The following is a 25,944-nucleotide window of genomic DNA, read 5'->3' as shown; positions in this document are numbered from 1 at the left end:
CGCGATGGCCACGCCGGCCCATTCCCGCCATCCGACCGGCGCGCCGTCGTCGGCCGCCGACGAGGCGCGCGACGCGCGCTACGAGAACCCGTTCGCGCCGCCCGACGAAACCGAATCGCCCGAGGCGCCGCGCCCGCGCTCGCTGTTCGGCGAGATCCTCGACTGGATGCTCGCGCCGCTGCTGCTGCTGTGGCCGATGAGCATCGCCGTCACCTACCTCGTCGCGAAGACGATCGCGAACGGCCCGTTCGACCGTGCGCTCGAAACCAACGCGTACGTGCTCGCCCGGCAGATTCATCCGGTCAACGGCGTCGCCGAGCTGACGCTGCCGGAGCAGACGCGCGACTTCCTGCGCGCGGACAACGTCGACAGCGTTTACTTCCAGGTGCTCGGCACGCGCGGCGAACTGGTCGCCGGTGAAGCCGACATGCCGCTGCCGCGCGACGAGGACCGCCCGCCGCCCGGCGTCGTCGTGTTTCGCGACGACCTGCTGCGCGGCAACGACGTACGCGTCGCCTATACGACGGTCGCCCTGCCGCAATCGAGCGGCGCGCAGCCCGTGCTCGTGCAGGTCGGCGAGACGCTCGACAAGCGCAACGCGCTCGCGAACGACATCATCAAGGGCGTGATCCTGCCGCAGTTCGTGATCCTGCCGCTCGCGATCCTGCTCGTGTGGTTCGGGCTGTCGCGCGGGCTCGCGCCGCTCAACGCGCTGCAGGCGCACATCCGCGCGCGGCGGCCCGACGACCTGTCGCCCGTCGAGGCGCAGCGCGCGCCGCCCGAGATCGAACCGCTCGTCACGTCGTTCAACGACCTGCTCGCGCGCCTCGAACAGAACATGGCGCTGCAAAAGCGCTTCATCGCCGACGCCGCGCACCAGATGAAGACGCCGCTCGCGGGCCTGCGCACGCAGGCCGAGTTCGCGCTGCGCCACCCGGTCCCGCCCGACGTACAGCGCTCGCTCGAACAGATCGCGACGAGTTCCGAGCAGGCCGCGCGGCTCGTCACGCAGCTGCTGGCGCTCGCGCGCGCCGAGAACCGCGCGAGCGGCCTCACGTTCGAGCCGGTCGAGATCGCCGCGCTCGCGCGGCGCGCGGTGCGCGACTGGGTGCAGGCCGCGCTCGCGAAGCGGATGGATCTCGGCTACGAAGGGCCGCCGGACGACGCGCCGCTCGACGTCGACGGCAATCCGGTCATGCTGCGCGAGATGCTCGGCAACCTGATCGACAACGCGATCCGCTACACGCCCGAAGGCGGCCGCATCACCGTACGCGTGCATGCCGACCCGGCGGCGCGGCTCGTGCATCTCGAAGTCGAGGATACGGGCCCCGGCATCCCGGCCGCCGAACGCGAACGCGTCGTCGAGCGCTTCTACCGGATCCTCGGCCGCGAAGGCGACGGCAGCGGCCTGGGGCTCGCGATCGTGCGCGAGATCGCCACCCAGCACGGCGGCACGCTGACGCTCGACGATCACGTCTACCAGCAGGCGCCCCGCCTGGCCGGCACGCTCGTGCGTGTCAGCCTGCCGCTGACCGGCACCGCCCCGGATTAACCCTGACGCGCACCGCCGGCGGCCGGCGCAAATGCGTCGAAACCGGCGATTTACCGGACGATCGCGCCACAATCGACGCGTGTAGCGGCCGATTCGGCACGGGTTAACGTGCAGTCGTTTTGTGCGCGCGAGTCAGTCCGCCGTAAGTTTCCGTGCCAATAATCGTCGTCAGGCCCGCCCCTCCCAAGGCGGCCGCATATCTATATCAAGGGACTTGGAGACGATTCATGGCAACGTTAGGCGGGCAAATTTCGCACTCGCCGATGACGGGCGAAGAAAAGAAGGTGATCTTCGCGTCGTCGCTCGGCACCGTGTTCGAGTGGTACGACTTTTACCTGGCCGGCTCGCTCGCGGCCTACATCAGCAAGAGCTTCTTCTCCGGCGTCAATCCGACCGCCGCGTTCATCTTCACGCTGCTCGGCTTTGCAGCCGGCTTCGCGGTGCGGCCGTTCGGCGCGATCGTGTTCGGCCGGCTCGGCGACCTCGTCGGCCGCAAGCACACGTTCCTCGTGACGATCGTGATCATGGGCGTCTCGACGTTCGTGGTCGGCTTCCTGCCCGGCTACGCGTCGATCGGCATCGCCGCGCCCGTGATCTTCATCGCGATGCGGCTGTTGCAGGGCCTCGCGCTCGGCGGCGAGTACGGCGGCGCGGCGACCTACGTCGCCGAACATGCGCCGGCGAACCGTCGCGGCTTCTACACCGCGTGGATCCAGACGACCGCCACGCTCGGCCTGTTCCTGTCGCTGCTCGTGATCCTCGGCGTGCGTACGTTCATCGGCGAGGAAGCGTTCGGCAGCTGGGGCTGGCGCGTGCCGTTCGTCGCGTCGATCCTGCTGCTCGCCGTGTCGGTGTGGATCCGGATGCAGCTGAACGAATCGCCGGTGTTCCTGCGCATCAAGGCGGAAGGCAAGACGTCGAAGGCGCCGCTGACCGAAGCATTCGGCCAGTGGAAGAACCTGAAGATCGTGATCCTCGCGCTGATCGGCCTGACGGCCGGCCAGGCCGTCGTGTGGTACACGGGCCAGTTCTACGCGCTGTTCTTCCTGACGCAGACGCTGAAGGTCGACGGGGCCAGCGCGAACATCCTGATCGCGATCGCCCTGCTGATCGGCACGCCATTCTTCCTGTTCTTCGGTTCGCTGTCGGACAAGATCGGCCGCAAGCCGATCATCCTCGCGGGCTGCCTGATCGCAGCGCTGACCTACTTCCCGCTGTTCAAGGCGCTCACGCACTACGCGAACCCGCAGCTCGAGCTCGCGACGCAGAAGGCGCCGATCACGGTCCTGGCCGACCCGGCCACCTGCTCGTTCCAGTTCAACCCGGTGGGCACGTCGAAGTTCACCAGCTCGTGCGACATCGCGAAGAGCGCGCTCTCGAAGGCCGGCCTGAACTACGAGAACGTCGCGGCACCGGCCGGCACGCTGGCCCAGATCAAGGTCGGCGACACGGTGATCCAGACCTACGACGGCAAGGCGGCCGACGCGAAGGCGCAGGGCGCGGCGTTCGACAAGACGCTCGCATCGACGCTGAAGGGGGCCGGCTACCCGGCGAAGGCCGACCCGGCGCAGCTCAACTGGCCGATGACGATCGTGATCCTGACGATCCTCGTGATCTACGTGACGATGGTGTACGGCCCGATCGCCGCGATGCTGGTCGAGATGTTCCCGACGCGGATCCGCTACACGTCGATGTCGCTGCCCTATCACATCGGCAACGGCTGGTTCGGCGGCTTCCTGCCGGCGACCGCGTTCGCGATCGTCGCGGCGAAGGGCGACATCTATTCGGGCCTCTGGTATCCGATCGTGATCGCGCTGGCCACCTTCGTGATCGGCCTGCTGTTCGTCAAGGAGACGAAGGACTCGAACATCTACGCGCAGGATTGAGGTTGTCCGGGCGGGCGGATGCGGGTTGCCGGACGGGTGTTCCGGCGACCGGCAAACCGCCCTGCCGCGAGGGCGTCGTGGGTCATCCGGCAACTTTTTTCACGGGAGATGTAAAAAGCTGTTGACAGCCAGGCGGCCGACCGACATAATTCAATTCTTCACGGCGAATTAGCTCAGTCGGTTAGAGCGACGGAATCATAATCCGCAGGTCCGGGGTTCGAATCCCTGATTCGCCACCAAATGCGAAAAGCCGCTGTTTCGAAAGAAACAGCGGCTTTTTTCATTGCTGCGTGGCTCCGGCAGCAGCCCCCGCCGATAAACATCGCGTACGCCCGGTCCAGCGGGTTCCGCAATCGGGATCCGTCATGCGCTTAATGGCATCCGCCAGCATGGCCCGTTCCGGCGTGTCGCGACCGCCCACCCATCCCGTTTTTTCCCGACGTTCGTCGCTCCCGCGGCGAAATCACATCGCGTCGACCGCTCCGGTCTCCGCCAGCATCCGCCGGCTGTAGGCAAGATCGCGAACCGGCCACGACGAAATCCGGTCGAGATCGGTGGCAGGTGTGGTGGCCGTGCTGGTTGGCATGCGGGTCGTTTCACCGCGAGACGACCTGGACAAAAGCAAGATCGACGCAATCCTGAAGGCCGCGCTCGCGGACAAGAACACCGCTCCGACCGACGCCTGCGTCAGCCTGGCCGGCGCCGAACTTCCTGCGGACGTCAATGCGAAGGATTTGCCGAGGGTCGACGGCGTAGTGAGATCAGACGTGCAGGCATTGATCAACCGCGGACTGATTACCGCGAAATTCAATGCAGGCAAAGGACGACCGACCGTGAGAAATCCGGACTACGAATCACGCGACACCCATGTCCCGTTGAGCCCCATCGCGCTCACCTCCGTCGGAAAGTCGTTCTACCGGTACGAGGAACTCGAGACGACCGACGGGTCGGTTCCCGGTGGACGGGCGCTGCTCATGGTGAACCTGTTCTGCGCGCACGTGACCTATGGTGGCGTCAAAAAATTCATGGAGCCGTCCAAGAATCCGTTCGACGACAATCCGCACCTGGTCTCGTGGGTCAATTTCCTGTGGAAGCCGGGTCGGCCAGCCACGCCGTGGCTGGCCGACCCGGACCTGCTGGGCTCGCTGACGTTTTATCCCGAAGAGGACGGCTGGGCGCACAAGGGCATTCTCCTCGAACGGGACGACAACGGGCACTGGACGCTCGGAGAAAATCCGTACGCGATCCGCTGGTAGGCCCGCCATAAGACGTGACGGTTCAGCTGCCCGACGATCGACGGATGAGGCATTCACGGCAAGTCTCGTCGCCTTACGCCGCTACCGCCCCTCTCTGCTGCTTCGCCGCCTGCGCCCCCACCCGCCCCCGCCAGTTCTCCCCGCCCTCCAGCGCCGGCGTCGACTCGAACACCTCCGCGATCCAGTCGGCGAACACCCGCACCTTCTGCGACAGATGCCGGTTGTGCGGATAGACGATCGAAATCGGCTTCGGCTTCGGATTGCAGTCCGGCAGCACCTCGACCAGCGAACCGTCGAGCAGGTTCGGCAGCACCATGAACAGCGTCGGCTGGATCATCCCGAACCCTTCGAGCCCGCACGTCACGTAGGCATCCGAATCGTTGACCGTCACGCTGCCGTTCATCCGCACCTCGAACGGCTTGCCGTCGATCATGAACACCCACGGAATCGCCCGCGCGCCGTGGCTCGAACGGAAATTCACCGCATGGTGCTCGGCGAGATCAGCGATCTCGTGCGGCTCGCCGTGACGCTCCAGATATTCCGGCGACGCGCAGGTCACGCGCTTGAGCATGCCGATGCGCCGCGCGACCATCGACGAATCCTCGAGCGGCCCGACGCGGATCATGCAGTCGATGCCCTCCTCGACCGGATCCACATAGCGATCGGACAGCCCCAGCTCGAGCGTGATGTCCGGATAGCGCTGCCGGAAAATCGACAGCGACGGCAGCACGATGCGCCGCCCGAGCGAGCTCGGCATGTGAACGCGCAACACGCCGCTCGGCTTGCGGTTGCCGGCCTGGAAACTCGCGTCGGCTTCCGCGATCTCCGAGATGATCTTCGTGCAATGCTCGTAGTACGCGGCGCCCTCCGGCGTCAGCGACAGCCGGCGCGTCGTCCGGTGCATCAGGCGCACGCCGAGCAGCGCCTCGAGATTCTGGATGATGGTCGTCACCGACGCGCGCGGCATCGCGAGCGTATCGGCCGCGCGCGTGAAGCTGTTCGCGTCGACCACACGGGTAAAAACTTCCATTGCCTGGATTCGGTCCATCCTGCTTCCCCCTTCGAATCGCCAACGGAACAGAATAGAGCGCGCGACGGGCGCGGCACAAGCCCCCGCCTATTGTTCTCCGATCCTGAATAGTTTTGGCATTTCGGATTCGAAACCGACCGGTTTCCGTTCAGTTCCGGACAGCAGCCGCTCCGTCCTCGATCACGCCCCGCACGTCATCGCACGAAGCGTTCGCGATAGCCCTGCGGCGACACACCGAGCACGCGCACGAAACTGCGCCGCAGCGTCTCCTCCGAACCGAAGCCGCAGCGCGCGGCGATCCGCTTGACGGGCCACGCCGTTTCGCCGAGCAGGCGCTGCGCGGCCTCGACGCGGATCTGCTCGACCGCGCGTGCGGGCGTACGGCCCGTTCCCGCGCGATAGTGGCGTACGAAGCTGCGCTCGCTCATGCGTACGCGCTCGGCCAGCGCGGGCACCGACAGGTCGGCCGTCAGGTGCTCGGCCATCCATGCATGCAGTTCGCCGAACCGGTCGTCGGTGCGCTGCATCGACAGCATCGCGCTGAACTGCGCCTGCCCGCCCGGACGCTTCAGGAACACGACGAGTTCGCGTGCGACGTCGAGCGCGGTCGCGCGCCCGAGATCCTCCTCGACCAGCGCGAGCGCGAGATCGATGCCGGCCGTCACGCCGGCCGACGTCCACAGCGCGCCTTCGCGGATGAAGATCGGATCGGACTCGACGCGCACGTTCGGGTAGCGCGCCGCGAATTCGTCGCAGCGCGCCCAGTGCGTGACCGCGCGCCGCCCGTCGAGCAGCCCGGCCTCGGCGAGCAGGAATGCGCCGGTACAGACCGACGCCACACGCCGCGCGCGCCCGGCCTGCTGCCGCACCCAGCGCACCAGCCGCGCATCCTTCGACGCCGCATGCACACCCTTGCCGCCGGCGACGATCAGCGTATCGGGAGGGCGGGCAGCCGAGCGCAGCGACTCGGCCATCACGACGAGGCCCGACGACGTCTCGACGGGCCCCGCGTCGACCGCCACGACGCGCGGCGCATACGGCGCCGGCTGCCCGCGCTCCAGCGCGAGCTCGTTGACGGAGGCGAACACCTGCAGCGGCCCCGACACGTCGAGCAGTTGCGCGCGCGGGAACGCGAGGACCAGGATCGAACGCGGAGCGGCAGGCATGGCGATTGGCTGAAAACGTGGGTGATATGGCAATTTCGCCAAACACTACGCGCCTAGAATCGATCTGTCCATCCCGTGCCGGCAACGGCGCGCTCCACTTCCACTCGGAGTCTTCGCATGACCCTGCATATCGGCCTTCTCGTATTTCCGGGCGTCCAGCAACTCGACCTCACCGGCCCGCACGACGTGCTCGCGTCGCTGCCCGACGCAGCCGTCCACCTGGTCTGGAAGTCGCGCGACGCCGTCGCGTCGAGCAGCGGCCTCGCCCTCACGCCGACCTGCACGTTCGACGACTGTCCGCCGCTCGACGTGATCTGCATTCCGGGCGGCATCGGGATCAACGAACTGCTGCTCGACGCCGAAACGATCGCGTTCGTGCAGCAGCGCGCGGCCGCCGCACGCTATGTGACGTCGGTCTGTACGGGTGCGCTGCTGCTCGGCGTGGCCGGCCTGCTGCACGGGCGGCGCGCGACGACGCACTGGGCGTTCCACGCGCTGCTCGAACCGCTGGGTGCGGTGCCCGTGCGCGAGCGCGTGGTGCGCGACGGCAACCTGATCACGGGCGGCGGCGTGACGGCCGGCATCGACTTCGCGCTGACGATCGCCGCCGAGCTGGTGGGCGACGAAGAAGCGCAGGCGATCCAGTTGCAGCTCGAATACGCGCCCGCGCCGCCGTTCGCTGCCGGCTCGCCCGACACCGCGCCGGCAGCGGTCGTGAAGCGCGTCACCGAACGGTCGGCCGCCGGCTTCGCGAAGCGCAAGGCGATCGTCGAGCAAGCGCTGCGCGCGACGTCGCGCTGAATGCGGATACCAATGAAATGACGGAAACACGACGCGCATTCGCGCCGGAGCACGCATCGATGAACATTGTCCGGAGTGCCGACTACACGGCGGACCGCGCATGGGGCGCGCTCGACATCGCGAAACTGAACGGCATCACGGTCCGGCTGCACTGGACCGACGCGCCCTATCGATGGCACGTGAACGACGGCGAGGAGGTGTTCGCGGTACTCGACGGCCGCGTCGAGATGCGCTATCGCGAAGCGGGCGTCGAGCATGCGGCGGTGCTGGAAACGGGCGATGTCTTCCACGCGACGGCCGGCATGGAGCATGTCGCGCACCCGCTCGGCGAAGCGCGCATCCTCGTGATCGAAACGGAAGGCAGCGTCTGACGGCGGCCTGCAGCCGCGCGACGACGACGTACGACGAAGGCGGGCTTCAGCCGGTGATCGTCCCCGTTGCCTGCGACGGAATCAGCTTCGGCTGCGGCGTGCACAGACACTGGCACAGGTCGTGTTCGAGCGCGACGACCTTGCCCATCACGGTCATCGTCCGCTCGCCGCCGTCCGACACGATCACGCCGGTGGTCTTGCACGCGGCGCAGAGCACCGGTGCGCCGAGATAGGCGAGTTCGCGTCCGTCGAACGACGAGTTGGCGATCCCTTCGAGCACCACGCCACCGTGGTCGGTCGTGTCGCCTTTCAGAATGAATTTGCGGCTCATGTGTCGGTTCTTCCCTCGGAAACGCCGCGCGGCGCGGCAACGCGGCCGCATGCGGGCAATCGGAATCCGCCCGTCGGTCGCGGACGTTCCGCGAGCATATCACCGCGCGCGGCGGCCGCCTGCCGGTTGCCGCGCCCGCCCCCGTCAGAACTTGTGCCGGATGCCGATCCGCGCCTCGAACTGGCGGTCGTTCGCCGACGCGCCGGGGCCGTTGATCGCGGCGACCGCCGCGCGCCCCGTCGAGTCGGTGCCCGATGCGCGCTGATAAACGGCGGTCAGGTACACGTCGGTGCGCTTCGACAGGAAGTAGTCGAGCCCGGCCGCGACCTGGTGGTACGTCGCACCGTCGCGGCCGTTCACGCCACCGCCGCGCGTGTAGTCGTACGCGACGCCGCCGAACAGGTAAGGCGTGAACTGGTAGCGCACGCTGGCCTCGACGTTGTTGAACACCGCGTTGCCGGACACGCCGCCGGGGTTCGGCCCGGACGACAGGTCGCCGAGTCGACGGAACGACGTGTTCGTGTACATCGCGCCGAGCGTCACCGCGCCGATCGCGTAGGTGCCGCCCGCCGCCGCCACCTGCAGCGTGCGCGCCGACGCATAACCGGCATACACGGGCGACAGCATGTTGTTGCCCGGCACGCCGCCGACGACCGGCGCGGGGCTGCCGGTCGTGCCGAAGAACGACACGTTCGGATTGCGCGCATTCAGGTAACCGGCCGCGACCACGAGCGGCCCGCGCGCGTAGCCGGCCGTCATCGACCACACCTGGTTGCGCGTCGCCGCGCCCGCGATGCCGCCCACGCCGTACATGGCCGCGAAGCGGAATCCGCCGTAGTCGCGGCTCGTGAACTTGATCGCGTTGTTGGTCGAGTTCGCGTTGTTTACGTTATCGAGATCGCCGGGGTGCGCAACCATGTAGCCGCCGAACAGCGCGGCGGCCTCGAGCGGCCCGAGGAAATCGACGTTGGTGTCGTACTGACGCCCCAGCGTGACGGTGCCGAACGGCCCCGACAGCCCGACGAACGCCTTCTTGCCGAAGATCAGCCCGCCCTGCCCGAGCTTGCCGGTGCTCGGGTCGAAGCCGTTCTCGAGCGTGAAGACGGCCGCCAGCCCGCCGCCGAGATCCTCGACGCCGCGCAGCCCCCAGCGGCTCGCCTGCTGCACGCCACCGAGCATCCGCCACGCCGGCTTGCCGCTCACGGCACCGTTCGGGCCGGCGACCGCGAGATTGCTCGTGTAGGTCAGCCCCTCGTCGATAATGCCGTACAGCGTCACGCTGCTCTGTGCGTGCGCCGCACCCGCGATCAGCGCGACGCCCGCGCCTGCCAACAGCCGTTTTTTCATCGGAAGGTCTCCATTGCGCGGGTCGAATGGCAAAACGCAGGCGTGCGCGTCCCCCGCAGGCGCGCGGCCTGCTCCGGTGCATACCGGAACGGTCAGCGGTGAATCGGGGAAGACGGCTAGCGCATCGCGTCGGCGACGACGGCGGGCGAAACCCGGCGGCGGCCGGCCGCGACTTCGTACGCGTGACCGAACTGCAGCACGCCCCAGTCGTCGCGGTAGCGGCCGACGATCTGCATGCCGATCGGCAAACCGGTCGCGCCGAAGCCGCACGGCACCGACAGGATCGGCGCCTCGGTCGACGACAGGTACCAGCACACGCGCATCCAGTCGATGTACGACGTGCTCGCGACACCCTGCACGTGCGCAGGCGAGCGCAGGTCGACGTCGAACGGCATCATCTGCGTGGCCGGCAGCACGTAGAACGCGTAGCGCTGCATGAACGCGCGCATCCGCTCGAACAGCCGCGTCTTGCGCACGAACATGCGGCCGAGATCGGCGGCCGTCAGCGACCGATGCAGCCGGTATTCATCGTGAATCTCGGGCTTCAGCGCCGCACGCTGCGCTTCGTCGAATCCGTCGACCAGCGTGCCGATCATCCATGCGCGCTCGATGCGGAATACGTCCTCCGCATCGGACAGGTCGGGATCGTCGAATTCGACTTCGCAGCCAAGCGCCGCGAACACACGCGCCTGCGCATCGACCGCCCGACCGATCTCCGGATCGACCGGCACGCCAGGCAAGCCGCGCGACATCGCGATGCGAGTGCCGCGGAAGTCGCGTTCGAGCGGCTGCGCGAAGCGTACGCCCGGTTCCGCGAGTTCGGTCGCGGTCTCGCCGCTCGGCCCGGCGATCGCCGACAGCAGCAGCGCGGTATCGGCCACGTCGCGCGCCATCGGCCCGTCGACGCCGAGCGTCGCCCAGCCGTTCAGGTCCGGCGCGCGCGGCACGCGGCCCGGCGACGGCCGCAATCCGACCACGTTGTTCCACGCGGCCGGATTGCGCAGCGACCCGCCCATGTCGCTGCCGCACGCGAGCGGATTCATCCCGCACGCGAGCGCGGCGGCCGCGCCGCCGCTGCTGCCGCCCGCCGAACGCGTCAGGTCCCACGGGTTGCGCGTCGCGCCGAACACGTCGTTGAACGTGTGCGACCCGGCGCCGAATTCGGGCGTGTTCGACTTGCCGATCATCAACGCGCCAGCGCTCGCGCAGCGGCGCGCGACGAGCGCGTCATGCTGCGGCACGTGAGCGGCGAACAACGCCGAGCCGTACGTCGTGCGCACGCCGCGCGTCGCGGTGAGATCCTTCTGCGACACCGGCAGACCGTGCAGCGGCCCCTGCCATGCGCCGCGCATCCAGCCGGCGTCGATGTCGCGCGCACGAGCGCGCAGCAGGTCGGGATCGACGACGGTCACGAGCGCGTTCACGCGAGGGTTCACCGTCGCGATCCGGGCGAGATGCGCGTCGAGCAGGTCGCACGCGCTGATCTGCCGCGTCATCAGCAGGTCGAGCATCGTGCGGGCGGACAGGTCGCACAGTTCGCCGGCCGTGACGTCGGCGGGCGGTGAGGAAAGCGAAACGGTGGCGGTCATACGGTTCGGCGCGAGGAGGAAAGAAGGAGACGGCGGCAATCACGCATCGTGTTCGCTGCGATCCGACGCGAACGCGAGCGCGACGAGCGACAGCACGCCGCAGACGATCACGTACCACGCGGGCCCAGCCGGATTGCCGGTCGCGCCGATCATCCACGTGACGATGAACTGCGCGAAGCCGCCGAAGATCGACACGCCGCCCGCATACGCGATCGACAGCGCGGTGGCGCGCGTGCTCTTCGGGAACAGCTCGGCGAGGATCACGCCGTTCGCGCCTGCGTTGATCGAGTGCAGTGCGGCGAGCAGCATCACGACCGCATACATCGTCGCGATCGACGGCACCGCGCGGATCAGCCAGAAGCCCGGCAGGATCAGCACGGTCAGCGCGACGCGCGACCACAGCGCGACGCGCTTGCTGCCGGTGCGGTCGGACAGCCGCCCGCCGATCGGCGCGGCGACGAACATCACCGCGCCGGAGAGGATCCCGCACCACAGCGCGGTATCCATCGGCAGGTGCAGCACCTTGATCGCGTACGTCGACATGTAATACAGCACGATGAAGTGCGCGGCCGTGCCGCCGACCACGAGGCCGAGCGCGGTCAGCACGGCACCGCCGTCGCGCCGCAGCACGGTGCCGAGCACCGCCGACGAACGCCGCGCAGCCGCGGCCGGCGCGTGCTGTTCGATCGCGCTGAAGCGTGCGCGCAGGTAGAGGCCGATCGGCGCGATCAGCACGCCCAGCAGGAACGGCACGCGCCAGCCCCACGTTTCGAGCGAGGCGGTATCGAGGAAATGCGACAGCAGGAAGCCGACGAACGAGCCGGCGAGCGCCGCGGCGCCCTGGCTCGCGAACTGCCAGCTCGTGTAGTAGCCGCGTTCGCCGGCCGGCGCGCGCTCGGCGAGCAGCGACGTCGACACGCCGACCTCGCCGCCGGCCGAAAAGCCCTGCAGCAGCCGCGCGACGACGACCAGCACGGGCGCCGCGAGGCCGATCTGCGCATGGGTCGGCAGCACGCCGATCATCCCGGTGCCGATCGCCATCGTGACGAGCGTGAGGTTCATCGCGGGCACGCGGCCGAAGCGGTCGGCGACGAGCCCGATCACGACGCCGCCGACCGGCCGCGCGATGAAGCCGACGCCGAAGGTCGCGACCGACATCAGCAATTGCTGCTGCGCGGAGACCGCGGGAAAGAACAGTTTGCCGAGCAGCACCGCGAAGAAGCTGAACACGGTGAGATCGAAGAATTCGAGGCCGTTGCCGATCGTGATCGCGACAATCAGCTGACGATTGGACGGGGATGCGGCAACGTCGCCGACATGCCCGCCGAACATGCTGTCTGCTCGGGGCGCCTTCATGAAGGTATGTCTCCGTACTGGTTACGCGTGTCGTGTGCCCGGCCCGTTCGACGGCCTGCGCACGCAGTCTAGGCATTCAAAATACGCAGCCCGGAGCGACATTTTTCGATCGTGATAACGCACGGTTATCGCGTGCTTTCCCCGCCGCGACGCGGTGTAGGATACGAACGTCGCCACTGCCGCCGCGCCCCGCCTCGCCGTGAAACACCACCAGCTCCGGGCGCTTGCCGCCATCGCCGAACACGGCAGCCTGCGCGCGGCCGCGCGCGCGATCCATCTGTCTCAGCCCGCGCTGACGAAGGCGATTCGCGAACTCGAACTCGATCTCGGCGTGCCGCTCGTCACGCGCAATGCGCGCGGCGCGCAGCTCACGCGTTTCGGGCAGGCCGTCTACGCACGCGCGCGGCTGATCCTCGCGGAGATGCAGCACGCGCGCGACGACGTGATCCAGCTGTCGGGCGGCAAGGAAGGCGCGCTCGCATGCGCGCTGACGCCGCTGGTGTCGCTCGGCTTCCTGCCGGCCGCGCTCGACGCCTTTCGCCAGCGGATGCCGACGATCCGCCTCGACGTGCGGGAAGGGTTTCTCGACACCGCGCTGCCGCGGCTGCGCGACGGCTCGCTCGACTTCGTGATCGCGATCGTCGATGCGGCACGGCTGTCGCCGGAATTCACGTTCCGGCCGCTGCTCGAATCGGAACTGATCCTGATGACGCGCGCGAGCAATCCGCTGCGTCACTGCACGTCGCTGGCGCAGTTGCAGGACGCGCAATGGATCCTCAACACATCGCCGGAAAGCATCGGCCGGCTGCTGCAGGACGTGTTCGTCGCGCACGGCTATCCGGCGCCGCGGCCGATCGTCGAATGCACGTCGTTCAGCGCGGCGTTTTCACTGTCCGTCCACACCGACACCGTGTCGTGCGTGCCGAAGCGCTTCATGGAAGTCGACTGGATCCGCGAGCGGATGGTCGCGATCGACGTGGCGGAAACGATTCCGTCCGTGTCGGTCGGCGTGCTCACGCGCCGCGATGCGCTGAACACGCTGGCCTGCGACTACCTGATCCACTGCTTCGTCGAAGCCGTGCGCCGGCACGATCGCGCGGCGCTGCTGTGGCGGTAGCGGCGCCGCTCAGGCGAACAGCGCGATGCACGGCGCGGCTCCGCACGGATAGGTGCCGAGCGCGCCGGTGAACCGCACGGGATTCGGGTCGGCCATCGTCGGCCAGGCGAGCAATAAGACGACCAGCAGGCAGCGGCACACGGTTGCCGCGACGATCAGCGCGAGGATCACGCGCGACGGATCATGCGCGCCGACATGGAGAAACAGCACGGCGAGAAACGGCGCATATTCGGCTGTCTTGCCATGCGCGCGCGACCTTGTGGAGCCCGTTCGTCGGGTCGGGCGCATACCCGGCTCCGATGGTGTGCCGAAAGCGCGTGACGGACACGACGAGCCCGAGCCCGCCGAACGGCAGCAGCCCGAGGATGGCCGTGCACACGAGCGCGACGGGATGGATCGTCATGGGACGCCGGGCGTAAGCGGAAATGCGCCGTACCTCCGGCGATCGTACTCGCCGTCGGCGCGCGCGGCTATCGCGGAAACCCGTAGCGTCGCTGGGCGACGGCGCGCGTTCCACGCGCGGGTTCCGGCCCGAATTGCAGCGGCACCGCGACGCACGAAATCCGTGCATCGTCCGGCGGCCCGGCCACGCGGGCCTGCCCGCCGCCGCTTCCTGCCGCGCGGGCTACGCCGCGCGCCACGCGCAAACGTTACGCCGCGGCGGCGCGCACCATCGCGGCGCGGCGCCCGTTGCCGCGCCTCACGGGCACGCGCGTTGCATCGGCGCATCTCGGTAGTCGACGCCCTTGGCAGCCCGCTGCGGAGGACTACACTAATCCTTAATGGGGTGCGGCCGGACAACCGCGCCCTCAGGGAGACGCCGCCATGAATCGGCCGCTGAATCGTATCCTGCCGCGCGTGACCGGTCCCGCATCGGTCTGGACGTGGGTCAAGTGGTCTTTGCTCGCCGCACTGCTGATCGCGGTGGCGATCGTTGCGCGGCTCGTGCAGACCGAGATCGAAACGTCCCGGATGCAGGCGCATTACCTGTCCGAACTCACCCGCGACGTCGGCTACACGATCGAAACGGGCCCGAGCGATCACATCCGCTTCCCCGCGAACGGCCCCTACGACCAGCGCCTCGGCTACGCGCTGCTTCCGGCATTCCAGCAGCGGCTGCTCGCGCGCGGTTTCGTCGTCGGCAAGCAGGCGCGCGATTCGCAGCGGATGCTGTCGCTCGGCGATCGCGGGTTGTTCCTCCCTTACGAAGAGAAGGACCAGGCCGGCCTGATGCTGTTCGATTCGACCGGCGCACCGCTGTTCGCGACCGTGTTCCCGCAGCGCGTGTACGCCGACTTCGACACGGTGCCGCGTGTGGTCGTCGATTCGCTGCTGTTCATCGAGGATCGCTATCTGCTCGACGCGAACGAGCCGAACCGCAACCCGGCGATCGACTGGGGTCGCTTCAGCCGCGCGCTCGCCGACCAGGCGCTGCACGTCGTCAACCGTCACCAGGCGCGCCCGGGCGGCAGCACGCTCGCGACGCAGATCGAGAAGTTCCGCCATTCGCCCGAAGGCCGCACCGCGACGCCGCCCGAAAAGCTGCGGCAGATCGCGTCCGCGTCGGTGCGCGCGTACCTGAACGGCCCGCAGACGATGCTCGCGCGCCGCACGATCGTCGTGCGCTACCTGAACTCGGTGCCGCTCGCCGCCCGGCCGCATGTCGGCGAAATCACCGGCATCGGCGACGGTCTCGCCGCGTGGTACGGCCGCGACTTCAACGACGTGAACCGGATCCTGTCCGCGCCGACGACCGGCGACAACATCGACGAACAGGGCAAGACGTTCCGCGAGGTGCTGTCGCTGATCATCGCGCAGCGCGCGCCGTCGTATTTCCTCAACCGCGGTTATCCGGCACTGCAGAAGCTGACCGACAGCTATCTGCGGCTGCTGTCGAACGGCGGCGTGATTTCTCCCGCGCTGCGCGATGCCGCGCTCGCCGCGCAGATCGAGCGCAGCGCGCCGCCCGCCGCCGCGCACGTGCAGTCGTTCGTGTCGCGCAAGGCCGTGACGTCCGCGCGCGCATCGCTGCTGTCGGCGCTCGGCATCAGCGACCTGTACCAGCTCGACCAGCTCGACCTGCAGGCGACCAGCACGCTCGACAACGGCGTGCAGCAGGCCGTCGCCGAACGGCTCGCGCAGGCGTCGACGCGCGACGGCGCGCAGGCCGCCGGCCTGTACGGTTTCGAGATGCTCGCGCCGAAGGACGACCCGTCGCACCTCACGTACAGCTTCACGCTGTACGAACACCGCAACGGCGCGAACCTGCTGCGCGTGCAGACCGACAGCGTGAACCAGCCGTTCGACGTGAATCGCGGCGGCCGCATCAACCTCGGCTCGACCGCGAAGCTGCGCACGCTGATCACGTACCTGCAGATCGTGTCCGACCTGCATGCGCGTTACGCGAGCCTGTCGAACGCCGAGCTCGCGCGCGTGAAGCCCGACCCGATCGACCAGTTGTCGCGCTGGGCGCTCGACTACCTGTCGCATACGCGCGACCGCTCGCTGCAGGCGATGCTCGACGCGGCCGTCGAACGCAAGTACTCGGCGAGCCCCGACGTGTTCTACACGGGCGGCGGCGCGCAGGTGTTCTCGAACTTCGAAAAGTCGGACAACGGCCGCATCCTGACGCTGCACGCGGCGTTCGAGCACTCGGTCAACCTCGTGTTCGTGCGGCTGATGCGCGACATCGTCCACTACGAGATGCTGCAGGCGGCCGGCCCCTCGTCGTCGTGGCTCGGCGATCCCGACCAGCGCCGGCGTTACCTGCAGCAGTTCGTCGACGGCGAAAGCCAGGTCTACGTGAGGCGCTATTACACGCGCTACGCGGGCAAGGCACCCGACGATGCGCTCGCGCTGCTGCTGCGCGACGTGCGCAAGTCGCCGCCGAAGATCGCGACCGTGCTGCGCAGCGTCGCGCCGAACGAATCGCTCGCCTGGTTCGATGCGCAGATGCGCGCGCAGCTGAAGGGCACGCCGGCGGCGACGCTGTCCGACGACGATCTCGCCGCGCTCTACGCGAAGTACGCGATCGGCCGCTTCAACCTCAACGACCGCGGTTATATCGCAAGCGTGCATCCGCTCGCGCTGTGGACGCTCAACTACCTGCGCGCGCACCCGACGGCGTCGCTCGGCGAGGTCCAGCGCGACAGCCGCGATGCGCGTTTCTACACGTACTCGTGGCTGTACAAGACGCGCTACCACGCGACGCAGGACCGGCGCATCCGCCGCATGGTCGAGCTGCGCGCGTACGCGGAGATCACGAAGTCGTGGCGCGCCCTCGGCTACCCGTTCGCGGAAGTCACGCCGTCCTATGCGGCGGCGATCGGCGCGTCGGGCGACCAGCCCGACGCACTCGCGAAACTGATCGGCCTGATCGCGAACGGCGGCCAGAAGGCGCCGACCGAGACGATCACGCGGCTCGACTTCGCGAAGGGCACGCCGTACGAAACGCGCTTCGTGCGCGCGGCCGCGCAACCGCAGCCGATGCTGCCGCCGGAGGTCGTCAACGTGGCGCACACGCTGCTGCGCGACGTCGTGCTGAACGGCACCGCGCGCCGCCTCGCGGGCGGCCTCACGCTGCCCGACGGCAAGACGCTCCCGGTGTACGGCAAGACGGGGACGGGCGACCAGCGCTTCAACGTCTACGCGCGCGGCGCGCGGCTGATCGAGTCGCGCAAGGTCAACCGCAGCGGCACGTTCGTGTTCGTGATCGGCGACCGGTTCTTCGGGGTCCTGACGGCAACCGCGCACGAACCCTACGCGGCCCGCTACGACTTCACGAGCGCGATGGCCGTGCAGTTGCTGAAGTCGATGGCGCCGGCGCTCGCGCCGCTGATCGAGCGCCCGGCCGGCACCGGCACGCGGACGGCCGGCCCGGCGCCGCAAGCGGAAACGCCCGCGCCGGACGCCGCGTCGGCGCAACCGTCCTGATTCCCGATGACTGCACGACCGGTCGCGCCGCCGCGCGCCGCTCGGCGCGGGCGGCCATCGTCGTGCCCGGCGGGCGGCGCGTCGAGGTAGACATTCTCGAGACGGCAGACGTTGGCCGCCGCCGCACGGCGGCGGTTTCCGCGATCCAGCACGTTCGTCTCCCGGAGCGGCGCGCGCCTCGCACGGCATCCGGGCGAACACCGTTGGCCAGGCCGATCCAAACGCGTACAGTAGCGCTCGCATGCGCCGCCCGCGACGTCGGGCGGCACGCGTCCCGCCCCTCGTCGACCCAGGAAAAACCATCATGCTCGAACTGCGTCCCGGCTGCGAATGCTGCGACAAGGACCTGCCGCCCGATTCGGCGGAGGCGCGCATCTGTACGTTCGAATGTACGTTCTGCGCGACCTGCGCCGACGACGTGCTGAAGGGTCGCTGCCCGAACTGCGGCGGCGACCTGGTCGCGCGCCCGCGCCGGCCGGCGAGCCTGCTCGCGAAATACCCGGCGTCGACGGAACGCGTCGTCAAGCCGGGCGGCTGCGCGAACGCCTGACGGCGCCGCGCCGCCCGCCTCTTTCCGTCACGACATCTCGATCCGCGCGCGCGTCACCGCGAGCAACGACGCCATCGCGCGGCGCGCACCGTCCTCGTCGCGCACGCGGATCGCGTCGCTGACGGCCAGGTGCTCGGCGAGCGACGCGTTGTAGACGTCGGCCCGGCGCGCATTCAGGTGCAGTTGCGCCTCGAGCGTGCGGTCGATCAGCGTGCCGAGCGGCACCAGCAGTTCGTTGCCGCCGGCCTCGAGCACGCTCAGGTGAAAGCGCAGGTCGGCGCGCACCCATTCGTCGACGGTGCGTGCGGCGGCCATCGCGCGCGCCGCGCCGTCGATCGCGGCGAACGCTTCCGGCGTATGCGCGCGCGCGGCCAGCGCGGCCGCGTACGGCTCGATCATCTCGCGCATCTCCTGCAGCTTCAGCGCGAAGGCGAGCGGCGGCGCGACGCGCGCATACCAGTCGAGCAGGTCGGCATCGAGCAGGTTCCACGCACGGCGCGGCCGCACGCGCGTGCCGACCTTCGGCCGCGACTCGACGAGCCCCTTCGACGTCAGCGTGCGCAACGCCTCGCGCATCACCGTGCGGCTCACGCCGTACCTCTCCATCAGGTCGGGCTCCCTCGGCAGCAGCGATTCGGGCGGATGGTCGCCGCGCAGGATCGCCGTCGCCAGCTGGAAGGCCGTCTGTCCATGCAGGTCGCGTTGAATGGTCGTTCTCCGTTGATCCGGCAGGCCGGCTGCCCACTATCTGCACAATAATGCTATTAATACTATTTTTTATCGGGCTACGCTAGGATAACCGTGAAAGCACGCGACCGTGCGCCGCGCCCGAGCGGCCGCGCCGGTCAACCATGGAGACTCGCGTCATGAAAATCACCCGCCTCGAAACCTTTGTCGTCCCGCCGCGCTGGCTGTTCCTCAAGATCGAAACCGACGAGGGCATCGTCGGCTGGGGCGAGCCGGTCGTCGAAGGCCGCGCGCACACGGTCGAGGCCGCCGTGCAGGAGCTGGCCGACTACCTCGTCGGCCGCGACCCGCTGCTGATCGAAGACCACTGGCAGGTGATGTACCGCGCGGGCTTCTACCGCGGCGGCCCGATCACGATGAGCGCGATCGCCGGCGTCGACCAGGCGCTGTGGGACATCAAGGGCAAGCATCACGGCGTGCCGGTGCACGCGCTGCTGGGCGGCCAGGTGCGCGATCGCATCAAGGTGTATTCGTGGATCGGCGGCGACCGGCCGAGCGACGTCGCGAACAATGCGCGCGCGGTCGTCGAGCGCGGCTTCAAGGCCGTCAAGATGAACGGCTCCGAGGAACTGCAGATCGTCGATACCTACGACAAGGTCGAGCAGGTGATCGCGAACGTCTCGGCCGTGCGCGACGCGGTCGGCCCGCACGTCGGGATCGGCGTCGACTTCCACGGCCGCGTGCACAAGCCGATGGCGAAGGTGCTCGCGAAGGAGCTCGACCCGTACAAGCTGATGTTCATCGAGGAGCCGGTGCTGTCGGAGAACGCCGAGGCACTGCGCGACATCGTCAACCAGACCAACACGCCGATCGCGCTCGGCGAACGGCTGTACTCGCGCTGGGACTTCAAGCACATCCTCGCGGGCGGCTACGTGGACATCATCCAGCCCGACGCATCGCACGCGGGCGGCATCACCGAGTGCCGCAAGATCGCGACGCTCGCGGAAAGCTACGACGTCGCGCTCGCGCTGCACTGCCCGCTCGGCCCGATCGCGCTCGCCGCGTGCCTGCAGCTCGACGCGGTCAGCTACAACGCATTCATCCAGGAACAAAGCCTCGGCATCCACTACAACCAGGGCAACGACCTGCTCGACTACCTGCGCAACCCCGAGGTGTTCCGCTACGAGGACGGCTTCGTCGCGATCCCGCAGGGCCCGGGGCTCGGCATCGACGTGAACGAGGAGAAGGTGCGCGAGATGGCGAAGACCGGCCACCGCTGGCGCAATCCGGTGTGGCGCCATGCGGACGGCAGTGTCGCCGAGTGGTAAGCGCGACGCCCATCGCGCGCGGCCGAGGCCCGCGCGGTACGCCCCGATGTCGGCACGGCCGCCCGACAGGCGGCCGTGCCTGCATGCGCGGCACCGTTGCGTGGCGCCGCGCGCAACGGGCCGTCAGCCGAGCGCCGCGAAGCCCGGCACGCTGAACGACAGCACGGCTGCCGCGACGAACACGCCGATCATCGTCATCCCTTCGAGATGCAGGATATTGCGGAACGTGTGCGCGTCCTCGGTCGACGCGGTGCGGCGCAGGCGCGGCAGCGCCGAGAAGCGGTTCAGGCCGCCGAGCACGAGCGCGAGCGCGACGAGCAGCAGCTTCAGCAACAGCACGCGCCCCCACGTGCTGCCGTCGAGCGGCGCGAGCGAGCCGCCGAGCCCGCGGATCGCGTTGAGCGCGCCCGTGCCGAGCACGAACACGACCGCGGCGATCGACGTGCGCGACAGGTGCTGGCCGATGCGGATCAGCGCGCCGCGCGCGACCGACGAGCCGAGTGCCGGCAGCACCGCGAGCCCGCCCGCGAGCACGAGGCCGCCCCACACCGCCGTCGCGAGCAGGTGCAGCGTCTGTACGCCGACCGCCGCGGACAGTGCGCCCGTATCGGCCGCATGGCCGAGGGAAGCCTTGCCGGCCGCGATCACGATCACCGCGAACCACAGCACCGCGTGTGCGACGGGGCCGTCCGGCTTCGCGAGCGCGACGATCGCGAGCACCAGGGCGCCGGCGAACGCGACGCTCCACGCAAAGCCCGTATGCGTCTGCATCAGCATGACCGGGATCGCGGCGAACGCGCCGCCGAGCCCCGCGCCGCTCATCGTCGCGGCCTCGTAGACGAGCCAGCCGAGATCCGCGAGCACCAGCGCCAGCGCCGCCGCGACCAGCGAATGTTGCGCGCGCAGCCACGCCGGATGCGACGGCGAGATGACCGGCCGTGCGCCGTCCTTGCCGAGCCACGCCTTGAGCAGCGCCGAGCCGACCGCCATCGCGAACGCGGCGTCCATCAGCGCCGCGAGCGCGACCTGACCGATCCACAAGCTGTCGAACTTCATCGCGCGCACCCTCCCGAAAGCGACGGGCCGGCGAGGCGGCAACGGGACGGACGGCGTGAGGAAGGCAACGGCACGGTAGAAAACGTCATTGATGAATCCGGAAACGGGAGAAATGACTGGACCAGCGGCGGAGGCGGCGCCGCGCGACCCGCGAGTGTACGGTCTTCGATGGGGAAAACGCACGCCGGTTCACACAGCGGCGTCGCAATACGCGTCAAATTGTCGCAAGTCGCAAACAGACAGGAACCGATGTCCTTTTGCCAAATAGCCGTCATTACCCATCGATGATAGAATGCCGCGTCGCAGCAGCCCGGCTGTCCTGCCGTCCATGCGCCGAGCCGATCGTAGCCCGGACAAGGTCCCCGACGAATAATCATGGAGTCTCGTGTGTCTTCAAGACGCCTCTTCCGTCCGCTGCTCGCCGTTCTGATGATCGGCGGCGCGGGCCTTATGAGCGCTGCCCAAGCGCAGACCAAGCCCACGGAGCAAGCGCACGCCCAGCAGGCGCCGCTCAAGGCACCCGATACCATGGCCGAGCGTGTGCGCGGCTGTACTGCATGCCACGGCGTCCACGGCCAGGGCACCGACAACGACTATTTCCCGCGTCTTGCCGGCAAGCCGGCCGAGTACCTGTACAACCAGCTCGTCAACTTCCGTGACGGCCGGCGCAAGTACCCGCCGATGAACTACCTGCTGACGTACCTGAACGACGACTACCTGCGCGAAATCGCCGAGCACTTCTCGGCCGAACGTCCGCCGTATCCGACGCCGGCGAAGCCGACGCTGCCGGCTGCGACGCTCGCACGCGGCAAGCAGCTCGTCACGCAGGGCGATCCGTCCCGCAAGCTGCCGGCCTGCGTGGCCTGCCACGGCGCAGGGCTGACCGGCATGCAGCCGGCGATCCCGGGCCTCGTCGGCCTGCACGCCGATTACCTGAGCGCGCAGCTCGGCGCCTGGCGCTCGGGCAACCGTCACGCGAAGGCGCCGGATTGCATGCACGACATCGCGTCGAAGCTTTCCGACGAAGACGTGACGGCCGTGACCGCATGGCTCGCCGCGCAACCGGCGCCCGCCAACCCCGTGCCGGCCCCGGCGCGTTCGATGAAGACTCCGCTCGCCTGCGGCAGCGAACCGCAATAAGGCAAGGGAGACAGACACAATGAAACGCAAGTCCCTGTTTGCACTCTCGGCCGCCGCGATCGTCGCGGCCGCCGCCCTCGTGCCGGTCCTGTGGCCGGGCAACGACACGCTGCACGGCGCTTCCGCCGTCGCGGCCACGCCGGCCGACCAGGCCGCGCTGATCAAGAAGGGCGAATACCTCGCGCGCGTCGGCGACTGTATCGCGTGCCACACCGTGCGCGGCGGCAAGTCGTTCGCGGGCGGCCTGCCGATGGCGACGCCGTTCGGCACGATGTACACGCCGAACATCACGCCGGACGACCAGAACGGTATCGGCAAGTGGACGTCGGACGACTTCTACCGCGCGATGCACACGGGTCGCTCGAAGGACGGCAGCCTGCTCTACCCGGGCTTCCCGTTCGCGAGCTACACGAAGGTCACGCGCGCGGATTCGGACGCGATCTACGCGTACCTGCGCTCGGTCGCGCCGGTGTCGGTGCCGAGCCGTCCGCACGAACTGAAGTTCCCGTTCAACAACCGCAACCTGCTGATCGGCTGGCGCACGCTGTTCTTCAAGGAAGGCGAATACAAGCCGGATCCGACGAAGTCGGTCGAATGGAACCGCGGCGCGTACCTCGTCGAAGGCCTCGGCCACTGCTCGATGTGCCACACCTCGATCAACATGATGGGCGGCCCGGTGAGTTCGTCGGCGTTCGCCGGCGGCCTGATCCCGCTGCAGAACTGGTATGCGCCGTCGCTGACGAACGACAAGGAACTCGGCCTCGGCGACTGGCACGTGCAGGAGCTGTCCGACCTGCTGCAGGCCGGCGTGTCGCAGAAGGGCGCGGTGTTCGGCCCGATGGCGGACGTGGTCCACAACAGCCTGCAGTACATGACCGACGAAGATACGCGCGCGATGTCGACGTACCTGAAGTCGATCCCGCAGAAGGCTGAAGCGCCGAAGAACATGCAGTACGAGCCGTCGAAGCAATTCGGCAACGCGCTGTTCGACCAGGGCAAGAAGATCTACGCAGACAACTGCGCGACCTGCCACGCCGAAACCGGCGCGGGCAAGCCGCCTGCTTATCCGCCGCTCGCGGGCAACCACTCGATCATGATGGAATCGGCGGTCAACCCGATCCGCATGGTGCTGAATGGCGGCTATCCGCCGAGCACGTTCAAGAACCCGCGTCCGTACGGCATGCCGCCGTTCGCGCAGTCGCTGTCGAACCAGGAAGTCGCAGCTGTAGTAACGTACATCCGGATGTCGTGGGGCAACAACGGTACGCCGATCTCGCCGCAACAGGTGAGTGACCTGCGTTCCGCGCCGCTTGACTAAATAACGCGTGACGCAAACGGGGCGCGGCTGCGGGAAACCGCAGCCGCGCCCCTTTGCTTTTTGCGACGCCAGTCCCCGCGCGGGCCGCGCGAGGTGTCGCCGATCATAAAACTCAAGAGTGGTATCTATGTCTTTCGAATCTCTCGGCTTGGCCGAACCGCTGGTCAAGGCGGTCAACGAGCTCGGCTACACATCGCCGACCCCGATCCAGCAGCAGGCGATCCCTGCCGTCCTCGGCGGCGGCGACCTGCTCGCCGGCGCGCAAACGGGCACCGGCAAGACCGCCGGCTTCACGCTGCCGATCCTGCAACGCCTGCATACGTTCTACGCCGACAATCGCGGGGCGAAGCGCGCGGTGCGCGCGCTGATCCTCACGCCGACACGCGAACTCGCCGCGCAGGTCGAGGAAAGCGTCCGTGCGTACAGCAAGTACCTGAAGCTGCGCTCGACCGTGATGTTCGGCGGCGTCAGCATCAATCCGCAGATCGATGCGCTCAAGCGCGGCGTCGACATCGTCGTCGCGACGCCGGGCCGCCTGCTCGACCACATGCAGCAGAAGACCATCGACCTGTCGGATCTCGACATCCTCGTGCTCGACGAAGCCGACCGGATGCTCGACATGGGCTTCATCCACGACATCAAGCGCGTGCTCGCGAAGCTGCCGCCGGAGCGCCAGAACCTGCTGTTCTCCGCCACCTTCTCCGACGAAATCAAGGCACTCGCGGACAACCTGCTCGATTCGCCCGCGCTGATCGAGGTCGCACGCCGCAACACGACGGCCGAAAGCGTCGCGCAGAAGATCCACCCGGTCGACCGCGATCGCAAGCGCGAGCTGCTCACGCACCTGATCCGCGAACACAACTGGTTCCAGGTACTCGTGTTCACGCGCACCAAGCACGGCGCGAACCGGCTCGCCGAGCAGTTGACGAAGGACGGCATCAGCGCGATGGCGATCCACGGCAACAAGAGCCAGTCGGCCCGCACGCGCGCGCTGGCCGAGTTCAAGAACAGCACGCTGCAGGTGCTCGTCGCGACCGATATCGCCGCGCGCGGGATCGACATCGACCAGTTGCCGCACGTCGTCAACTTCGACCTGCCGAACGTGCCCGAGGATTACGTGCACCGGATCGGCCGCACGGGCCGCGCGGGCGCGACCGGCGAAGCGGTGTCGCTCGTGTGCGTCGACGAGAAGCAGTTGCTGCGCGACATCGAGCGGCTGATCAAGCGCGAGATTCCGCAGGAAGTGATCGCGGGCTTCGAACCCGATCCGAACGCGAAGCCGGAGCCGATCCAGCAGCGTCGCGGGCAACAGCCGCGCGGTGGTGGTAATGGCGGCGGCGGTGGCGGCGGCAATCGCCAGCCGCGGGCGGGCGGCTCAGGCCAGCCGGCCGCGAAACGCGACGGCAACGCGCAACCGAAAGCCTCGCAGCAGAAGGCCGCGAAGCCGCGCACGCAAGGCGCCGCCGGCGGTACCGGCGGACGTCCGGCGGGCGGCGGCAACAGCGCCCGCCCGGCGAATGGCAACGCCGCGCACCCGAACCGCAATCGTTCGTCGCGCAGCGGCCAGCGCGGTCACTGAAGCCGCGCGGCTGCGCGCCGCAGGTGCTCGACCTGGCGTTGCCAGCGTGCGAGCACCGCGGCGCGCTCCCCTTCCAGCGTGAACGTGACACCCGTCGCGAGTCGCGCATAGCCGACCCGCTGCGCCTCGCCCCGCGCGATCGTCGCGGCGAATCCGGCGAGGCCGCCGAAGTCTCCTTCGAGCGGCGTCATCTTCAATTGCGCCTGAAAGAACGCTCCGTCCGCGACGAGCGTCAACGCGGCCGTGCGCCGCTGCGCGATCGCGCGCGCGGCCCGCGACTGCGGCCAAAGCGCGATCAGCAGCGTGCGCGCATCGTGCGCATAGATCTCGCCGACGCCGAGCAGCGTCGTGCGCAACTGGCCGTCGTCGGTCGCGACGATCAGCGACGCGGCGAGGTCGGCATGACGCTCGAGCGCGGTGCCGTCGAACAGCGCCACGATGGCGGACGGCCACGCATCGAACGTCCATTGTTCGAGTGCGTGGCGAGGGGTATCGGTCATGATGGCGTGGCCCTGGAGCGGATCGGACGAGGAGGCGCCAGCGTACGCGCG

General features: G+C 68.6%; 21 protein-coding genes, 1 tRNA gene and 1 pseudogene. 13 read left to right on the top strand and 10 right to left on the bottom strand.

Going from position 1 to position 25,944, the window contains the following annotated elements; all coding sequences use genetic code 11:
* Positions 1–4 precede the first annotated feature (4 nt).
* From HWX00_RS31170 to HWX00_RS31155, 4 genes are all read left to right on the top strand, one after another.
* A complete protein-coding gene (locus tag HWX00_RS31170; RefSeq protein ID WP_034189062.1) occupies positions 5–1,552 on the top strand; it encodes a sensor histidine kinase in 1,548 nt (515 codons plus the stop codon).
* 227 nt (positions 1,553–1,779) lie between these two features.
* The gene (locus HWX00_RS31165) at positions 1,780–3,438 is read left to right on the top strand and encodes an MFS transporter (RefSeq protein ID WP_049029339.1); all 1,659 of its coding nucleotides are present in this window, start codon (positions 1,780–1,782) and stop codon (positions 3,436–3,438) included.
* 162 nt (positions 3,439–3,600) lie between these two features.
* Positions 3,601–3,677: transfer RNA gene (locus HWX00_RS31160), tRNA-Met, on the top strand.
* A gap of 324 nt (positions 3,678–4,001) precedes the next feature.
* Complete coding sequence (locus tag HWX00_RS31155; RefSeq protein ID WP_175027340.1) at positions 4,002–4,694, top strand: hypothetical protein; 693 nt, start codon at positions 4,002–4,004, stop codon at positions 4,692–4,694.
* A gap of 73 nt (positions 4,695–4,767) precedes the next feature.
* On the opposite strand, the gene HWX00_RS31150 is transcribed toward HWX00_RS31155, so the two are convergent.
* Together HWX00_RS31150 and HWX00_RS31145 are read right to left on the bottom strand one after the other, a co-directional pair.
* Positions 4,768–5,742, bottom strand: coding sequence for a LysR family transcriptional regulator (locus HWX00_RS31150; RefSeq protein WP_049034673.1), 975 nt, complete (start codon positions 5,740–5,742; stop codon positions 4,768–4,770).
* Positions 5,743–5,918: 176 nt separating this feature from the next.
* Positions 5,919–6,890, bottom strand: a complete 972-nt coding sequence (locus HWX00_RS31145) for a GlxA family transcriptional regulator (protein WP_049034671.1) — start codon at positions 6,888–6,890, stop codon at positions 5,919–5,921.
* Between the two features lie 117 nt (positions 6,891–7,007).
* Between HWX00_RS31145 and HWX00_RS31140 the strand changes: the two genes are divergently transcribed.
* Together HWX00_RS31140 and HWX00_RS31135 are read left to right on the top strand one after the other, a co-directional pair.
* Positions 7,008–7,691, top strand: coding sequence for a DJ-1/PfpI family protein (locus tag HWX00_RS31140; RefSeq protein ID WP_049034669.1), 684 nt, complete (start codon positions 7,008–7,010; stop codon positions 7,689–7,691).
* A gap of 59 nt (positions 7,692–7,750) precedes the next feature.
* Entirely contained in the window at positions 7,751–8,062 is a 312-nt protein-coding gene (locus HWX00_RS31135; RefSeq protein ID WP_034189052.1) for a cupin domain-containing protein, read from the top strand.
* A 46-nt stretch (positions 8,063–8,108) separates the two neighbouring features.
* Here the strand turns inward: HWX00_RS31135 and HWX00_RS31130 are convergent, their stop codons facing one another.
* From HWX00_RS31130 to HWX00_RS31115, 4 genes are all read right to left on the bottom strand, one after another.
* Entirely contained in the window at positions 8,109–8,393 is a 285-nt protein-coding gene (locus HWX00_RS31130; RefSeq protein WP_034189051.1) for a PAAR domain-containing protein, read from the bottom strand.
* A 144-nt stretch (positions 8,394–8,537) separates the two neighbouring features.
* Positions 8,538–9,740: a porin gene (locus tag HWX00_RS31125; RefSeq protein ID WP_034189050.1), complete on the bottom strand. Its 1,203-nt coding sequence runs from the start codon at positions 9,738–9,740 to the stop codon at positions 8,538–8,540.
* Between the two features lie 116 nt (positions 9,741–9,856).
* Entirely contained in the window at positions 9,857–11,329 is a 1,473-nt protein-coding gene (locus HWX00_RS31120; protein ID WP_082744749.1) for an amidase, read from the bottom strand.
* Between the two features lie 39 nt (positions 11,330–11,368).
* Positions 11,369–12,685: an MFS transporter gene (locus HWX00_RS31115; protein WP_175027339.1), complete on the bottom strand. Its 1,317-nt coding sequence runs from the start codon at positions 12,683–12,685 to the stop codon at positions 11,369–11,371.
* 199 nt (positions 12,686–12,884) lie between these two features.
* On the opposite strand from HWX00_RS31115, the gene HWX00_RS31110 reads away from it, so the two are divergent.
* The gene (locus HWX00_RS31110) at positions 12,885–13,802 is read left to right on the top strand and encodes a LysR substrate-binding domain-containing protein (RefSeq protein WP_049029828.1); all 918 of its coding nucleotides are present in this window, start codon (positions 12,885–12,887) and stop codon (positions 13,800–13,802) included.
* Between the two features lie 9 nt (positions 13,803–13,811).
* On the opposite strand, the pseudogene HWX00_RS31105 reads toward HWX00_RS31110, so the two are convergent.
* Positions 13,812–14,205, bottom strand: a pseudogene (locus HWX00_RS31105) (MAPEG family protein).
* Positions 14,206–14,627: 422 nt separating this feature from the next.
* Here HWX00_RS31105 and HWX00_RS31100 point away from each other — a divergent pair.
* Together HWX00_RS31100 and HWX00_RS31095 are read left to right on the top strand one after the other, a co-directional pair.
* A complete protein-coding gene (locus tag HWX00_RS31100; RefSeq protein ID WP_175027338.1) occupies positions 14,628–17,735 on the top strand; it encodes a biosynthetic peptidoglycan transglycosylase in 3,108 nt (1,035 codons plus the stop codon).
* Between the two features lie 304 nt (positions 17,736–18,039).
* Complete coding sequence (locus HWX00_RS31095; protein WP_034189046.1) at positions 18,040–18,285, top strand: DUF1272 domain-containing protein; 246 nt, start codon at positions 18,040–18,042, stop codon at positions 18,283–18,285.
* A 27-nt stretch (positions 18,286–18,312) separates the two neighbouring features.
* On the opposite strand, the gene HWX00_RS31090 is transcribed toward HWX00_RS31095, so the two are convergent.
* Positions 18,313–19,017: a FadR/GntR family transcriptional regulator gene (locus HWX00_RS31090; RefSeq protein WP_034189045.1), complete on the bottom strand. Its 705-nt coding sequence runs from the start codon at positions 19,015–19,017 to the stop codon at positions 18,313–18,315.
* A 134-nt stretch (positions 19,018–19,151) separates the two neighbouring features.
* Between HWX00_RS31090 and dgoD the strand changes: the two genes are divergently transcribed.
* Positions 19,152–20,300, top strand: a complete 1,149-nt coding sequence (dgoD, locus tag HWX00_RS31085) for a galactonate dehydratase (protein WP_034189044.1) — start codon at positions 19,152–19,154, stop codon at positions 20,298–20,300.
* A gap of 123 nt (positions 20,301–20,423) precedes the next feature.
* Here the strand turns inward: dgoD and HWX00_RS31080 are convergent, their stop codons facing one another.
* On the bottom strand, positions 20,424–21,356 hold the full coding sequence (locus tag HWX00_RS31080; RefSeq protein ID WP_034189043.1) for a CopD family protein: 933 nt from the start codon (positions 21,354–21,356) through the stop codon (positions 20,424–20,426).
* Between the two features lie 375 nt (positions 21,357–21,731).
* On the opposite strand from HWX00_RS31080, the gene HWX00_RS31075 reads away from it, so the two are divergent.
* The 3 genes from HWX00_RS31075 (at position 21,732) to HWX00_RS31065 (ending at position 25,393) form a co-directional block, all read left to right on the top strand.
* Entirely contained in the window at positions 21,732–22,496 is a 765-nt protein-coding gene (locus tag HWX00_RS31075) for a c-type cytochrome (protein ID WP_034189042.1), read from the top strand.
* 19 nt (positions 22,497–22,515) lie between these two features.
* On the top strand, positions 22,516–23,814 hold the full coding sequence (locus tag HWX00_RS31070; protein ID WP_034189041.1) for a c-type cytochrome: 1,299 nt from the start codon (positions 22,516–22,518) through the stop codon (positions 23,812–23,814).
* A gap of 127 nt (positions 23,815–23,941) precedes the next feature.
* Positions 23,942–25,393: a DEAD/DEAH box helicase gene (locus tag HWX00_RS31065; protein WP_069706278.1), complete on the top strand. Its 1,452-nt coding sequence runs from the start codon at positions 23,942–23,944 to the stop codon at positions 25,391–25,393.
* On the opposite strand, the gene HWX00_RS31060 is transcribed toward HWX00_RS31065, so the two are convergent.
* Positions 25,387–25,893 (bottom strand): hypothetical protein, encoded by a 507-nt coding sequence (locus tag HWX00_RS31060; RefSeq protein WP_175027337.1) that lies wholly within the window; start codon positions 25,891–25,893, stop codon positions 25,387–25,389. The two genes, HWX00_RS31065 and HWX00_RS31060, sit on opposite strands and share 7 nt — an antisense overlap.
* Positions 25,894–25,944: the final 51 nt, after the last annotated feature.

Origin of the sequence: Burkholderia seminalis DSM 23518 (genome assembly GCF_902832885.1) — a bacterium.
Taxonomy (GTDB): domain Bacteria; phylum Pseudomonadota; class Gammaproteobacteria; order Burkholderiales; family Burkholderiaceae; genus Burkholderia; species Burkholderia seminalis.
This window is presented reverse-complemented; position numbering and strand designations above follow the sequence as displayed.

What these genes read in the sequence shown, in the direction of transcription:
- HWX00_RS31170 (WP_034189062.1), top strand. Translation starts at nt 5, where the DNA reads ATGGCCACGCCGGCCCATTCCCGCCATCCGACCGGCGCGCCGTCGTCG.
- HWX00_RS31165 (WP_049029339.1), top strand. Translation starts at nt 1,780, where the DNA reads ATGGCAACGTTAGGCGGGCAAATTTCGCACTCGCCGATGACGGGCGAA.
- HWX00_RS31150 (WP_049034673.1), bottom strand. Translation starts at nt 5,742, where the DNA reads ATGGACCGAATCCAGGCAATGGAAGTTTTTACCCGTGTGGTCGACGCG.
- HWX00_RS31145 (WP_049034671.1), bottom strand. Translation starts at nt 6,890, where the DNA reads ATGCCTGCCGCTCCGCGTTCGATCCTGGTCCTCGCGTTCCCGCGCGCG.
- HWX00_RS31140 (WP_049034669.1), top strand. Translation starts at nt 7,008, where the DNA reads ATGACCCTGCATATCGGCCTTCTCGTATTTCCGGGCGTCCAGCAACTC.
- HWX00_RS31135 (WP_034189052.1), top strand. Translation starts at nt 7,751, where the DNA reads ATGAACATTGTCCGGAGTGCCGACTACACGGCGGACCGCGCATGGGGC.
- HWX00_RS31130 (WP_034189051.1), bottom strand. Translation starts at nt 8,393, where the DNA reads ATGAGCCGCAAATTCATTCTGAAAGGCGACACGACCGACCACGGTGGC.
- HWX00_RS31125 (WP_034189050.1), bottom strand. Translation starts at nt 9,740, where the DNA reads ATGAAAAAACGGCTGTTGGCAGGCGCGGGCGTCGCGCTGATCGCGGGT.
- HWX00_RS31120 (WP_082744749.1), bottom strand. Translation starts at nt 11,329, where the DNA reads ATGACCGCCACCGTTTCGCTTTCCTCACCGCCCGCCGACGTCACGGCC.
- HWX00_RS31115 (WP_175027339.1), bottom strand. Translation starts at nt 12,685, where the DNA reads ATGAAGGCGCCCCGAGCAGACAGCATGTTCGGCGGGCATGTCGGCGAC.
- HWX00_RS31100 (WP_175027338.1), top strand. Translation starts at nt 14,628, where the DNA reads ATGAATCGGCCGCTGAATCGTATCCTGCCGCGCGTGACCGGTCCCGCA.
- HWX00_RS31095 (WP_034189046.1), top strand. Translation starts at nt 18,040, where the DNA reads ATGCTCGAACTGCGTCCCGGCTGCGAATGCTGCGACAAGGACCTGCCG.
- dgoD (WP_034189044.1), top strand. Translation starts at nt 19,152, where the DNA reads ATGAAAATCACCCGCCTCGAAACCTTTGTCGTCCCGCCGCGCTGGCTG.
- HWX00_RS31080 (WP_034189043.1), bottom strand. Translation starts at nt 21,356, where the DNA reads ATGAAGTTCGACAGCTTGTGGATCGGTCAGGTCGCGCTCGCGGCGCTG.
- HWX00_RS31075 (WP_034189042.1), top strand. Translation starts at nt 21,732, where the DNA reads ATGGAGTCTCGTGTGTCTTCAAGACGCCTCTTCCGTCCGCTGCTCGCC.
- HWX00_RS31070 (WP_034189041.1), top strand. Translation starts at nt 22,516, where the DNA reads ATGAAACGCAAGTCCCTGTTTGCACTCTCGGCCGCCGCGATCGTCGCG.
- HWX00_RS31065 (WP_069706278.1), top strand. Translation starts at nt 23,942, where the DNA reads ATGTCTTTCGAATCTCTCGGCTTGGCCGAACCGCTGGTCAAGGCGGTC.
- HWX00_RS31060 (WP_175027337.1), bottom strand. Translation starts at nt 25,893, where the DNA reads ATGACCGATACCCCTCGCCACGCACTCGAACAATGGACGTTCGATGCG.